Origin of the sequence: Lewinella sp. IMCC34183 (genome assembly GCF_003390915.1) — a bacterium.
Lineage (GTDB): Bacteria > Bacteroidota > Bacteroidia > Chitinophagales > Saprospiraceae > Neolewinella.
The window spans coordinates 1-13,384 of sequence record NZ_QMEM01000013.1 but is presented as its reverse complement, the minus strand read 5'-3'; the positions used below and the strand labels follow the sequence as shown (position 1 = coordinate 13,384).

Sequence of the window (13,384 nt, the reverse complement as noted above, 5' to 3'; positions counted from 1 at the left end):
CGGGTGCAGCGTCGGCACCGAAAATTCTACCAATTCGGGCAATATGACCCCCAGGGTATCCGTACTATCGGGTGTCATCACACGATGGTCCCCCGTCGTATGACGGCCATCTTCTACACGCTTTCCGGCTAGTGCCGGAAAGGACGTTAGTATACCGGAATTCTTTTTGGGATTGCCCCCCTTCATACCCTCTCATTTACTGATCTGCCACGTCTCCCGGCGGCTGTGCCGGGGCGTGCCGTTACTTAGTCGTTTGCTCATGAAGAATATCTACCTCGCGCTCTTATGCCTGTTGATTACCGGTGCGGCGCCCCTCGTCGCTCAGGGAGAATATGTCGGAACCTTTGAACTGGAAGACGATACCGGAAGGCGAAAGACCGGAACCCTGGAGTTCTTTTCCCTTACGAACGGCCGGAACAGGTACCGGGAGCCAACACTCTCAGACACCACCATCCGGGTGGAGTACAATAGCAACATGGACTGGATCGTAGTGGCTACGATCAAGTTCCCACCTACCGAAACGAAACCTAACGGCTTCTCCTCCGCACTGATAGTGTTTCAGGGTGCTGAAGGTAGCGGCATGGTACCGCCGGACTACGCCGACGGGAACTACAAGACCGCCAGAACCGGGTGGAAGCTGCATCAGCTTACCTTTCAACCCAAGCCGCCCGAACTGAACCTGCAGGTTGCGGAGGTAATCAAATGCAACGGAGGGTCCGACGGCAGCCTGACCGTGTCGGTTACCGGAGGTGCCGCCCCCTACACTTACGCCTGGTCCGACGGCACCACCGAAACCGATGTCGGTAGCGAAAACCATACGCTTACGGGGCTCGCCGCCGCGACGTATCAGGTCACGGTCACGGACGCGAATGGCGGAACGGCCACTGCCGCGCTGGAACTGACCGAACCGGAAATGATCATTGGCACCGTCGCCACCACCGACGTAAGCTGCTACGGCGCCTCCGACGGCAGCGTCACCGTATCGGTTACCGGCGGAACGGGCGACTATAGCTACATGTGGTCGGACGCCGGCAAGAGCACCACACCCACCGTCACCGGACTTGAGGGAGGTGCGTACAGCGTCCGCATCCTCGACGAAAGGAAGTGTGTAGGGCTGGCGTTCGAAACCGTACGTGAACCCGACACCCTGACGATCGATACCAGCCTCATCAAGGATACCGGTGCCGGTGACGGCGTAGCCATGGCCCGGGCGACCGGAGGCACGGCCCCCTATACCTACGCCTGGAACTCCCATCCGGACGTTACCACGGGAACCCTCACCGGACTGTCTTCCGGCCGGTACGAAGTCGCGGTCACCGACGACAATGGATGTACCGCCGCGGCCAGCATCACCATGACCGAATACCTGCCCGGTGAAGCCTGTGCCGTGGCCATCGGGATCGATAGCCTGCTGGGCGGCGCGCCGGGCGCCGAACACATCCTGGAGGAAACCGACAATACGGATTATTCGAGTGTTAAGGTCGACGGTCCCCTGCTGGTCGGCTGTTACGCTAAGAAGGATTCCCTGTACCACCCCGTCTTCTACCGCTTTACCGGCGACGGCAACAGCTACCGTATGTGGACCAAGACGGACGACAGCGAGTCGGCCATCCCCGGCGGAGATACCCGCGCCCTGCTCATAGGGGGCAACTGTACCACCGCCCAGATACTCGACTGCAATGAGGACGCCGGCGCGGACGATCCCGCAGCCATGCTGGAATTCCAGACCGAAGCCGGTGCGAACTACTTGGTCCTGATCGACGGAGGAAGCTCCGTCGCCGCGGGTACCTACAGCCTGCACATGGCACGGTTCGAGACAACGGCCGTGACGGCAGCCGCGGATGCCCGTACGGCGACGGTCTACCCCAACCCGACCACCGGCCGCTTCCGCATCGGAGGCGTTGACGTGGCGTCGGTAACGGTCTTCGACGGCTACGGCCGACAGCTGCTGCAGCAATCCGGCCGCGGCGCGGACGTGGACCTGGGCGACCTGCCCCGGGGCGTGTATACCCTCTACATCCTGGACCGGCAGCAGGCCGCGTACACGACCCGGGTGGTCAAGGAATAGCCATTCGTCCGTTATCCTACCGAGCAGGACAGGTTAACGAGGCCCCCGGCACCCGCGCGCCGCCGCCCGGTCGTACCCCTTATCTTTGGTGAAAACGTTGATCATGCGCTTTGCCTGCTACTTACTGCTAGCCGTTTTTGTGTCCTGTGGCAGCGGACAGGAACCTGCCGCTCCCGGCGTAGGTGGCAGTCCGGCCGACCGGGAATGGTGGAAGGAGCTCATCATCTATCAGATCTACCCCCGCAGCTTCCAGGATACCGACGGAGACGGGGTGGGGGACCTCAACGGCATCATCGAGCGGCTGGACTACGTGCAGAGCCTGGGCGTGAGCGCCGTGTGGCTCAACCCCATCTACACCTCGCCCAACGACGACAATGGCTACGACGTGAGCGACTACCGCGACATCATGGCCGACTTCGGAACCATGGCCGATTTCGACCGTATGCTTGTCGCCATGCACGAGCGCGACATCAAGCTGATCATGGACATCGTGGTGAACCACAGCAGCGACGAGCATCCCTGGTTCCAGTCGGCCCGCAGCAGCCGGGACAGCCCCTACCGCGACTACTACCACTGGTGGCCCGCTGAAAAGGGCACGCCGCCCCACCGCTACAGCCTCTTCGACGCGGCGGGCGACGCCTGGAAGTACGACGAGACCACCGATAGCTACTACCTGCACTACTTCGCCGAGGGGCAGCCCGACCTGAACTGGGAGAATCCCGAGCTGCGGCAGGAGGTGTACGATATTATGAAGTTCTGGGCCGAAAAGGGGGTGGACGGCTTCCGGCTGGACGCCTTCCAGTTTGCCGCTAAGGACACCACCTATCCGAAGTTCCCGGATGATTTGGACGAAAACTTCATCCAATACTATGCCATGCAGGACGGCCTGCACGACTACCTCCGCGAGATGAACGACGAAGTGTTCAGCCAGTACAACGTGATGAGCGTAGCCGAGGGGGCGGGCCGCAACTTCACCGAAGCCCACGAACTCGTGGACGCCGACCGCAACGAACTGGATATGGCCTACGCCTTCGACGGGGTGGACGTACCGAAGTACGGCGGCTACGAACTTACGGAGATGAAACGGGTCTTCACCCGCTGGGACAGCGCCTTTGCCGAGCGCGGCTGGCTGTCCATTTTCCTCAGCAATCACGACCAGGCCCGCATGGTGAGCCGCTGGGGGGACGATACCCCCAATTACCGCGCCGCCTCCGCCAAATTGCTCAACACCTTCCTGCTCAGCATGCGGGGTACGCCCTACGCCTACTACGGCGACGAGCTTGGCATGACCAATATTGATTTTGACGAGATCAGCGACTACCAGGATATCGCCGCCATCAACGGGTATAAGAAAGCGGAGTCCCAGGGGAAGGATATGGAGCAGTTCCTCACCGAGCTCAACTTCACCTCCCGCGACAACGGCCGTACCCCGATGCAGTGGAGCGACTCGACCTACGCGGGCTTCTCGAGTGCCGTGCCCTGGCTACCCGTCAACGACAATTACGCAACGATCAACGTGGAGGCCGAGGATGCCGATCCGGAGTCGGTGCTCAATCACTTCCGTCGGATGACGGCCCTCCGAAACGAAAACCGGGTGCTGGTCTACGGCGACTATGAGCTGCTGGTACCCGACCACGAGCAGGTGTACGCCTACACACGCACCCTGGGGGAGGAGCGTATCCTGGTACTCCTGAATTTCTCCGACGAAGCTGCGACGGTCGATTTGCCTGGTATGGAAGAATTGGGGGAACCTCTGATCAACAACTATCCGAAGTTTACCTCGGACAATGCAACGGTGGAGCTGCTGCCCTGGCAGGCGGTAGTGCTCCGCTAGTAGAATGCGGTTTCCGACCGCGCAGTGGGATGCGGCTTCCAGCCGCGCGGAGCTTCGTTCTTTTCCTTTGCTGACTAGGGCTCCGCGTGGTGCCGCAGGCAGACTGCAGGTCTGGCTCTATCCGTGTAATCCAGCGTCAGCACTACGCGCCCCCGCATCGGCCCTGCGGGAATCTGTTTCCATCCGCGACCGAGCGTAGCGACACGAAGTTCGACGAAGTCAATCTGTGTTAGCCGCAGGCGATCTGTGGTAAAACCTGTCCCGCCGGGAAGACCTACTGTTCGTTCTTTTCCCTTGATGGAAAAGAACCAAAAGATCAAGCCTGTGCGCCCGCCTATTCGTGTCCCGCACCCCGAACCGGCTAAAACCTGCAAACTCGCCTCGGCGGTACCTGCTTCGATTCAGTACGCTCCCGACTACTGCTTATCAGGCACCTTGTTGTTCCTTACGGCTCATACAGTGCAGGTTTTTTCACGCCGGTCCGCGGCCCGGGTCCCGGGCGTTCGCAAGGGCGGTCATTCCGTGTAGTTGATGCTTTACCTATTCCTGTGCCTATTGGTCGTGCGGAAATGCAAATTCACCTAGAGAAGTGCGCATCAGTGCCGCCGGCAGCCCGCAGGGCGGCCGCAATCCGGGTAATCCCGCATCAGTCCTGCGCGCCATTGCATCAGCCTGCGGGAATCTGTGATAATCTGTGTGGAAGCGCAGCGCCTCTGTGTTAGCCGCAGGCGATCTGTGTGAAACCCTATCCCGTCGGGAAGACCTACTGTTCGTTCTTTTCCCTTGATGGAAAAGAACCAAAAGATCAAGCCTGTGCGCCCGCCTATTCGTGTCCCGCACCCCGAACCGGCTAAAACCTGCAAACTCGCCTCGGCGGTACCAGCTTCGATTCAGTACGCTCCCGACTACTGCTTATCAGGCACCTTGTTGTTCCTTACGGCTCATACAGTGCAGGTTTTTTCACGCCGGTCCGCGGCCCGGAACCCGGGCGTTCGCAAGGGCGGTCATTCCGTGTAGTAGACGCTTTACCTATTCCTGTGCCTATTGGTCGTGCGGAAATGCAAATTTACCTTGAGAAGTGCGCATCAGTGCCGCCGGCAGCCCGCAGGGCGGCCGCAATCCGGGTAATCCCGCATCAGTCCTGCGCGCCATTGCATCAGCCCTGCGGGAATCTGTGATAATCTGTGTGGAAGCGCAGCGCCTCTGTGTTAGCCGCAGGCGATCTGCGTGAAACCCTATCCTGCTAGTAATCGGCTACCCTTCGTTCTTTTCTCTTGATAGAAAAGAACTAAAAGATCAAGCCTGTGCGCCCGCCTATTGGCCCCCCCCAAACCGAGCGTAACAAGAAAGCATCAGGTCTCATCCACCGCAAACAGCACGTTCCGCACCACCGACCGAGAGTCCGCCGAGCCGCCCAGCGAGCCCGACAAGATGCCCACCGAAGCCAGGAACAGCACCAACCGGAAGTGCGCCCCGGCGGAGGCACCGTCGCGGGCGGAGGTCCACGTACTCATCAGCGGATCCGGAAAGACGAAGATCACCACCCCGTACATCAGCAGAGCAAAGAAGGCGAACAGACAGCAAAGCGTGAGCACGAGCGCCAGCCCGGTAGCGCCGGCCGTCACCACCGCACTCTCGGAGATCTCGCCCTGCCGCGTAGAGACCAGCCGGAAGGAGAAGGCCCGGTACAGCACGAAGGTGGCGGCGAGAAAACTGGCCACGACAAATACAGCCAGCTGGGGCGGCGACACCGAGGCGGCGAAGTCCCATGTCTCTGCTCCGAAGATCAGAATCACGATGGCCGACAACGCTGTGGCGATCATCCGCGGCAATTTCGTGGCGATGTGCAGGGGGTTAGCGCGCCAGGCCCCGCGGAGGATGCGGGGCAGGTTACGGACCGTTTGTCGCAGAAAGAAGCCGAGGCGGTTGCCTGCGGAATAAGCGTCGTTAGCCTCCCGCGGCAGGTTCCCGGACATGGTGGCATACTGCGCGTCCGTGAAGTGGCGCATGGCATCGAGGTCGGCGGGATGGTGGATGTGGCGCATGTAGTTGGCCGGATCGGCCTGGTAGTCGAGGTTCAGCAGTCGGCCGAAGCAATGGACCATCAGGGTCGCCAGTCGTTGGGCCAGCAGGTCCTCGTTCTCGGCCTGCGGATCGCTGCGGCCCGAGAGGCGGCGGGTAGAGAGTACCGCCACGTTGGTCAGCTGAGAGGGCAGCGCCAGCAGGTAGGAGCGCGAATCGGCGGCGATCTCCAGTTCCGTGACGATGAGTAGGAAGGCGAGCTGCCGTTCGGTCTTCTCGTTGAGGCCGATCTGTACGAAGTCGAGCGCGCGGTAGCCGTTCTCGTCGGGTGTCAATGGCGGCCCCGCGAAGGTGAGGGAGGTGATGGCGATCCGCGGTTCCCGTTCCAGCGCTTCCGTAAAGCGTTCGGTGGCCCGCCGGGTGAGCCGGGCCAATCCGGGCGTGGAGTGGCCGGCCACTTCCAGCTGCATGATGCCTACGGCTATGGGGCTCGGGGTCATGGCCTGAAGATCGGCGCTTTGCGGGACTTCGGCGCGGGCGCGGGTGCCGGGCCGACCGGGAAGGGGAGGTATTCCCGTACTACCGCTGTCGGGGGGCGGCGTTGTACCCGGCTGCCCTGCTACGGGAAAGCGTGGCTGGGAATCCTTCCCGGCAGACGCCATACATTCCCTGTCTCACCAATCCGTCCGGGACGCGCGAATATGATCGACGAATCCTTACACTTGCCCGTAGAGAGCGCCGAACTATTTGTCCGGGTATGCGGGAACGAACAACGCCCGTTGATCCTGTACCTCCACGGCGGACCGGGTGGCTTCTCCACGCTGCAACACCACCGGTACCGGAACGTCTTGGAGCCCGACTACCTAATCGCTTACCTGGATCAGCGCGGCTGCGGTCAGTCGAGCGCGATCGACGGTACCGATCAACTCACCATGACCCAGTACCTGCGCGACCTGCAATTGGTCGTACAGCAACTGCTTGACCGCTACGCCAAACCGGGGCTCAACCTGATGGGGGATTCCTGGGGCGCGAGCTACGGGTTTTTGTACGTTCTGAAGCACCCATCCCAGGTCGTCACCCTGATCAGTAACGGGGGCGTGGCCGACGCCCCGTACGGGTACCGCAATCTGATTGAGAAGGAAAAAGAATTGGCCCGTGGGTTACTGACGGAAACCCGCAACGAGAAAGAAATCGCCGAATACCGCAGGATGATCACAGCACTCGAACGCATCGAGCGAAGCAGTTTCGACGATTTCTACGCCGCCACGCGGCTGATTAAGCGGACTATTCCCCGACAATTAAATTTCAATCCCTACCGCGTTAACTCCCACGGCGGTCCCCCCAGTGAGGAGGTGCTCGCCGACGCCGGGGTAGACCTGGAGACCGCGAAGGGTTTCTTCACCAAAGGCAGAGTCGTCAACGAAGCCTTCCGCACGGATCCCGCTTTTAATAACCTGAATATGGTAAACCGGCTGGCTGACATCGCTATCCCCGTACTCGTGATCCAGGGCGACGGCGATTACTCCATCGGCATCGATCAGGCAAGAATCATCTTCGCCGGCCTGACCGAACGGCACCCCGGCAATAAGGAGCTGGCCATCGTGCCGAATGCCGGCCACGACACCGCCGACGAAAACCCGGAGGTCGTGTTTCCGCTGCTCCGGGGGTTTTTGGAAAGGTATAATCTATAAGGGGCGCGCAAAAAGGTGATACTGATAACCCGCTTTCACTCACCTCCATCCAGCCGCGCTTCCATCTCCTCCAGCTGCCGCACCCACAGCGGGTACAGCTCCTCGTTTTCTTCCCATAGTCCCTGCAATTCCGAATCGCCGGTGCGCACGGCCCGTACCGCGGCGGCCGCCGGCGCGGCCAGGTGATCGAGCGGCGGGCCGGCGTAGCGCTCCCGGAAGCGGTTGACGTTGGTGATGTCCTGTAGGTCCTCGTTATCGTTGCGGAAAGAAGTGCCGCTGAGCAGGTTATCGAGGTAGGCGGCCGCGACCAGGGCCGCTACTCCGTCGTCGTATTCGAGGTAATCGGCCCGGCCCGCGCGCTCGAAGGCGGCGGTGAGGAAGCCCTGCGGATCCTCCGCGATGTCATCGAGGAAGTCGTAGGCGGTGTCGTCGTCGAAAATGCCGTAGTCCCAGGCGCCCATGGGTAGAAGATAGGAGGGTGGTAAGATGCCCGAAAATAGTCCGGCGCGGCTTGGCGGTCCGCTACTTCTTGCCCAGTTACGCTACCTGGCGGCAAACCCACACCCACAGGGCCTGCTGCAGGCACGCGAAACCTCCCAAACAACGGCGCCCCGGCCACGTATCCACGTGACCGGGGCTATACCTCCACGCTGGCCATCGCCTTCTCCAGCGCCTGATCCTTCAGGTCGGGAACGGCGGTACCCTCTACGCGGAAGACGGTCACGTCGGTCATGCCTAGGAAGCCAAGAACAGCCTTCAGGTAGGGAGCTACAAAGTCGTAGCCGGCCGCGGGGCCTTCGCTGTAGACGCCGCCGGAGGCAACGGCGAGGTAAACCTTTTTGCCCTTCACCAGGCCCTCGGGGCCGTTCTCGGTGTAGTGGAAGGTGATGCCCGCCCGGGCGATGTGGTCGATCCACGACTTCAGCACCGAGGGGATGCCGAAGTTGTACATCGGCGCGTCGATCACGATGGCGTCGGCAGCCTTGAGCTCGGCGATCGCCTCGTTGGAGTGGCGCACGGCCTGCGCCTGTTCGGGCGTGTGGTCCTTTTCCGGGGTGAAGAACGACTGCAGGTGCACCTCCTCCAGGTGGGGGAAGGGCGGGGCCGTCAGGTCGCGGACGGTGACGTCACTGTCCGGCGCGGTGGCCTGCAGGTGCTCAATGACGGAATTGCCCAGCGGAATGCTGTAGGAGTCTTTGCCGCGGGGGCTGGAGATGACGTGTAAAATCTTCATGTTTAGCTGGTTTGTGACCCGCACCGGGAACGGGTGGGCTGAATTATGATGTAGGTACATCAATATGGTATGTACAGCTTGAATACACGTCAACGGCGTAGTGGTTGTACGGGAGGGTGAAGATTATATATCTACAACCGGGTATCTCCAGGTAACTACCTATTCCGGCCGCGAGTCATTTGCGCGACGGCTGCCGCTCAGGGCCTCGTAGTGTTGGTAGCCCCAGTCGCCCAGCGCGGCAATGAGGGGCGCCAGGGTGCCGGCGTGGGGGGGTAGCCGCATACACCAGGGTCACGGGACGGGTGTCCTGCTCCGTGCGGCTGACCCGCTGGTTGATTTCCAGGTCGCGCAGTTCCCGGGTGGGGATGCGGGGGCTGATGCCGATCTCCCGGCAGAGGGCGTTGAACTGCATATTGCGTTCCCGCAGCACGGTCAGGATAATGATCTTCCATTTGCCGCCGATCACGTCCAACGTGTCACGGACGGCCCGGTGGCGCACGCTTCGGGGGTAATCACGGGCGGAGGATTGGTTGGCTACCTTTCTTAGGCGAATGGGTTTCCGCCGGGGGGGTGTCCGGCACCGGGGCATCCCCTACGCGGGACCGGGTTGGCGCACCGCCCGTGCTTTCCCCTCCGGCACGAACACGATGGCATGAATCGTACCCGATGGACCGGTGTTCCCGGGGTAGACCTGGCACCTGCGCTCCGCCGTCCAGCTTACCACGTACTTCCGGAGAGTTAGCACAGGTTTTTTACCGCACCTACCGGGAAAGTAAAACAACCGCATGTACCTAGATTAACCGCCTTGCGGAAACCTCCGCGTCCGCCTAATTCGCCTTCCGTGGGAGAACCCGCGCCGCGGCTGGAAGCCGCATTCAACATCGCGTCCAGAAGACGCATTGTACCGAGGTTCGTACCTTTGCGCCCTTAAAATCAGACGACTATGCTTTCAGTCAACGACCTGACCGTACAATTCGGCAAACGCGTCCTCTTCAATGAGGTCAACCTGAACTTCGTGCGCGGTAACTGCTACGGGATCATCGGGGCCAACGGCGCCGGGAAGTCGACCTTTCTGAAGGTGCTTTCGGGGGAGCTCACCCCCAACCGCGGCGGGGCCAGCCTCGAGCCCGGCAACCGGATGGCGGTGCTGAGCCAGAACCACTTCGGCTTCGAGGACAAGCAGGTGCTCGACGTCGTCAAGATGGGCTACGAAGAGCTCTACGCCATCGAGCAGGAGAAGAACGCCATTTATATGAATCCCGACGCCAGCGACGCCGACGGGATGCGCGCCGCCGAGCTCGAGAACCAGTACGGCGAGATGGGCGGCTGGACGGCCGACTCCGACGCCGCCGAACTGCTGTCCAACATGGGCATCACCGAAGACCTCCACTACAAGCTGATGGAGGAGCTCAACGGCTCCGAGAAGGTGAAGGTGCTGCTGGCCCAGGCCCTGTTCGGCAACCCCGATATCCTGCTATTGGATGAGCCGACGAACGACCTCGACGCCCATACCGTCCACTGGCTGGCCGACTTCCTCGCCGACTTCCCCAATACGGTAATCGTCGTGAGCCACGACCGTTACTTCCTCGACATGGTCTGTACCCACATCGTCGACATCGACCGGCAGCAGGCCAGCATCTACACCGGCAACTACAGCTTCTGGTACCAGTCGAGCCAGCTCGCCGCCCAGCAGCTGCAGAACAAGAACAAGAAGATGGAGCAGAAGAAGGCCGAGATGATGGAGTTCATCCAGCGCTTCTCCGCCAACGCCTCCAAGTCAAAACAGGCCACCAGCCGCAAAAAGGCCCTGGAGAAGCTTGACTTCACCGAGATCAAGCCCTCCAGCCGCCGCTACCCCTTCATCGCCTTCCAGCCCGAGCGCGAGCCCGGCGATCAGATCCTGAAAGTGACCGGCCTGAGCAAGACCTCCCCCGACGGCACCGTCCTGTTCAAGAACGTCAGCTTCACCATGAACAGCCCCGATAAGATCGCCCTCGTCAGCAAGGAAGCCGCCGCCCTGACCGCCTTCTACGAGGTGCTGTCCGGCATCAGCGAGCCCGACAGCGGTAGCATCGAGTGGGGGCAGACCATTACCGCCCAGTACCTCCCCAACGAGAACAATGACTTCTTCACCGAAGAGGTCGGACAGCTCGATCTGGTCGAGTGGCTGCGGCAGTACAGCCAGAACAAGGACGAGCAGTTCATCCGCGGCTTCCTCGGGCGCATGCTCTTCGGCGGTGAGGAGGTGCACAAGAACGTAAGCGTCCTCAGTGGGGGCGAGAAGGTGCGTTGCATGATGTCCAAGGCCATGCTCAACCACCCGAACTTCCTCCTGCTCGACGAGCCCACCAACCACCTCGACCTGGAGTCCATCACGGCCCTGAACAATGCGCTGCGCGACTTCAAGGGTAACCTCATCATGAGCAGCCACGACCACGAGCTCACCAACACCGTCGCCAACCGCATCATCGAGATCGGCCCGAAGGGCATGGTGGACAGCCTGCTGACCTACGAGGAGTTCCTCGAATCGGACGAGGTAGAGAAGAAGCGGGAGGGGATCTACGAGATGGTTGCTTAGGTAGGGTTGGTGAGTTGTTGCATTACTGAATTGGTGCGTTGCCCGTTTGGCAGTTGCCCCTTGCCCCTTGCTTCGCTCCGGTAGGTGAGGCTCCTGGTCGGGCACACCCGAGCGTAGCGAGTGGCGCAAGCCTGCCGGCCAACGCATCAAGGCAACAACCCGGTAATCCGCCAATTGCTATTTTGGCCCTCATGCCCCCCTTCGACCATTTCATAGCCGTAGACTGGAGCGCCCGTAATAAGCCCAGTCCGGCCAAGCCCACCAAAGACGCCATCTGGATCGCTGAGGCCACCGCCGCCGGCCGGATCCGCACCCGGTATTTCCGCACCCGCCAGGCCTGCTGCGAATACGTAACGAAGCGATTGGTACGCCTGCGTAACCAGCGGGTCTTGGTAGGCTGGGACTTCAGTTTCGGCTACCCGAAGGGCTTTGCCAAGGCGCTGCGCCTGAAGGCCAAACCCGCCTGGCGTGCCGTTTGGGACCTGCTGAGCGAGCTGATCCAGGACGGCCCGAAGAACGAAAACAACCGCTTCCTCGTCGGGGCCCGCCTCAACGAGCGTATCCAGGCACCCAGCGGCCCGTTTTGGGGGGTGCCGGTGGGACAGAGTGGGATTTTTCTGGGCTCCAAGTGCGATTTTGACTTTCCCGTACCGACTAAAAAGGGCTGGCTCCGCGAGCGTCGCCTCGTGGAAACCCACAACCTGCGCCTGCAACCCGCTTGGAAGTTGGCCTACACCGGGAGCGTGGGCAGCCAGGCCCTGCTGGGCATTCCCCGGGTGCGGGCCCTCCGGGACCACGAAAAGCTGCGGGAGGTCTCCCGTATCTGGCCGTTCGAACAGCCCGGAGGGGTAGGCGCGGACGCAGGTGCAATGATCCTGCACGTGGAGATCTATCCGAGCCTGCTGACTATCCCCCGCCGAAAAAGGGACATACTCGACCGGGAGCAAGTGAAAACTTACGTTGCCTGGCTCCAGGAACAGCAGCGCAACGGGGGACTTACGGCCCTGCTGGACCGGCCGTGGGGCGAGGATCCGAAGGTAGAGAAGCGGGTGATCGGGCACGAGGGGTGGGTGCTGGGACTTTAGTGTTTCCGGAAATACGTCAACCACGGCTGCGTAGTGTAGCGGCTTGCGCTTTGGCGAGGAAAAGCGCGAAACGTCGACGGCGGGGTAGGTTTTTACCACAGATCGCCAGCGGCTAACACAGATTGACTTCGTCGAACTTCGTGTCGCTGCGCTCGGGCACAGATGACCACAGATTCCCGCAAACCTGATGCATTGGCGCGCAGGGCCGATGCGGGATAACACTGATTCGGGCCGCCCCTGCGGGCTGCCAGCGGCACTGACACAAATCACCAGTGCCCTCCGTACCCTACCCGCAGGCTACAAACTGCCCAAGAACCTGAGTGTGCGGGAGGACCGCCCTTGCGAACGCCCGGGTTCCGGACCGCGAACCGGCGTGAAAAAAGCTGCACTGTATGAGCCGTCAGGGACATCAAGGTGCCTGGTCATCAGTAGTCGGGAGCGTACTGAATCGAAGCCGGTACCGCTGACGCGAGTTTGCAGGTTTTAGCCGGTTCGGGGTGCGGGACACGAATAGGCGGACGCACAGGCTTGATCTTTTGGTTCTTTTCTATCAAGGGAAAAGAACGAACAGTAGGTCTTCCCGGCGGGATAGGCTCTTACCACAGATCGCCTGCGGCTAACACAGATTGACTTCGTCGAACTTCGTGTCGCTGCGCTCGGGCACAGATGGCCACAGATTCCCGCAAACCTGATGCATTGGCGCGCAGGGCCGATGCGGGATAACACTGATTCGGGCCGCCCCTGCCGGGCTGCCAGCGGCACTGACACAAATCACCAGTGCCCTCCGTACCCTACCCGCAGGCTACAAACTGCCCAAGAACCTGAGTGTGCGGGAGGACCGCCCTTGCGAACGCCCGGGTTCCGGACCGCGA

General features: G+C 61.3%; 9 protein-coding genes. 5 read left to right on the top strand and 4 right to left on the bottom strand.

The window, feature by feature from the left end:
* Positions 1-259 precede the first annotated feature (259 nt).
* Both DQG19_RS19500 and DQG19_RS19495 read left to right on the top strand, forming a co-directional pair.
* Positions 260-2,068, top strand: coding sequence for a T9SS type A sorting domain-containing protein (locus DQG19_RS19500; RefSeq protein ID WP_116128033.1), 1,809 nt, complete (start codon positions 260-262; stop codon positions 2,066-2,068).
* Between the two features lie 103 nt (positions 2,069-2,171).
* Positions 2,172-3,902 carry a glycoside hydrolase family 13 protein gene (locus DQG19_RS19495; protein WP_116128031.1) on the top strand — a complete coding sequence of 577 codons (1,731 nt, stop codon included), beginning with the start codon at positions 2,172-2,174 and terminating at the stop codon, positions 3,900-3,902.
* Between the two features lie 1,352 nt (positions 3,903-5,254).
* Here the strand turns inward: DQG19_RS19495 and DQG19_RS19490 are convergent.
* Positions 5,255-6,424: a hypothetical protein gene (locus DQG19_RS19490; RefSeq protein WP_116128029.1), complete on the bottom strand. Its 1,170-nt coding sequence runs from the start codon at positions 6,422-6,424 to the stop codon at positions 5,255-5,257.
* A gap of 279 nt (positions 6,425-6,703) precedes the next feature.
* Between DQG19_RS19490 and DQG19_RS19485 the strand changes: the two genes are divergently transcribed.
* Positions 6,704-7,615: an alpha/beta fold hydrolase gene (locus DQG19_RS19485; RefSeq protein WP_157974612.1), complete on the top strand. Its 912-nt coding sequence runs from the start codon at positions 6,704-6,706 to the stop codon at positions 7,613-7,615.
* A gap of 35 nt (positions 7,616-7,650) precedes the next feature.
* Here DQG19_RS19485 and DQG19_RS19480 read toward each other — a convergent pair whose 3' ends face one another.
* The 3 genes from DQG19_RS19480 to DQG19_RS19470 form a co-directional block, all read right to left on the bottom strand.
* The gene (locus DQG19_RS19480; RefSeq protein WP_116128025.1) at positions 7,651-8,076 is read right to left on the bottom strand and encodes a DUF4259 domain-containing protein; all 426 of its coding nucleotides are present in this window, start codon (positions 8,074-8,076) and stop codon (positions 7,651-7,653) included.
* A gap of 176 nt (positions 8,077-8,252) precedes the next feature.
* Positions 8,253-8,849 carry an FMN-dependent NADH-azoreductase gene (locus DQG19_RS19475; protein WP_116128023.1) on the bottom strand — a complete coding sequence of 199 codons (597 nt, stop codon included), beginning with the start codon at positions 8,847-8,849 and terminating at the stop codon, positions 8,253-8,255.
* A 175-nt stretch (positions 8,850-9,024) separates the two neighbouring features.
* A complete protein-coding gene (locus DQG19_RS19470; RefSeq protein ID WP_198661815.1) occupies positions 9,025-9,348 on the bottom strand; it encodes a winged helix-turn-helix transcriptional regulator in 324 nt (107 codons plus the stop codon).
* 444 nt (positions 9,349-9,792) lie between these two features.
* Between DQG19_RS19470 and DQG19_RS19465 the strand changes: the two genes are divergently transcribed.
* Entirely contained in the window at positions 9,793-11,427 is a 1,635-nt protein-coding gene (locus DQG19_RS19465; RefSeq protein ID WP_116128021.1) for an ABC-F family ATP-binding cassette domain-containing protein, read from the top strand.
* A 191-nt stretch (positions 11,428-11,618) separates the two neighbouring features.
* Complete coding sequence (locus DQG19_RS19460; RefSeq protein WP_116128019.1) at positions 11,619-12,512, top strand: hypothetical protein; 894 nt, start codon at positions 11,619-11,621, stop codon at positions 12,510-12,512.
* Positions 12,513-13,384: the final 872 nt, after the last annotated feature.

Excerpts from the sequence above, each read along its gene's own strand:
- DQG19_RS19500 (WP_116128033.1), top strand. The coding sequence starts at position 260 with ATGAAGAATATCTACCTCGCGCTCTTATGCCTGTTGATTACCGGTGCG.
- DQG19_RS19495 (WP_116128031.1), top strand. The coding sequence starts at position 2,172 with ATGCGCTTTGCCTGCTACTTACTGCTAGCCGTTTTTGTGTCCTGTGGC.
- DQG19_RS19490 (WP_116128029.1), bottom strand. The coding sequence starts at position 6,424 with ATGACCCCGAGCCCCATAGCCGTAGGCATCATGCAGCTGGAAGTGGCC.
- DQG19_RS19480 (WP_116128025.1), bottom strand. The coding sequence starts at position 8,076 with ATGGGCGCCTGGGACTACGGCATTTTCGACGACGACACCGCCTACGAC.
- DQG19_RS19475 (WP_116128023.1), bottom strand. The coding sequence starts at position 8,849 with ATGAAGATTTTACACGTCATCTCCAGCCCCCGCGGCAAAGACTCCTAC.
- DQG19_RS19465 (WP_116128021.1), top strand. The coding sequence starts at position 9,793 with ATGCTTTCAGTCAACGACCTGACCGTACAATTCGGCAAACGCGTCCTC.
- DQG19_RS19460 (WP_116128019.1), top strand. The coding sequence starts at position 11,619 with ATGCCCCCCTTCGACCATTTCATAGCCGTAGACTGGAGCGCCCGTAAT.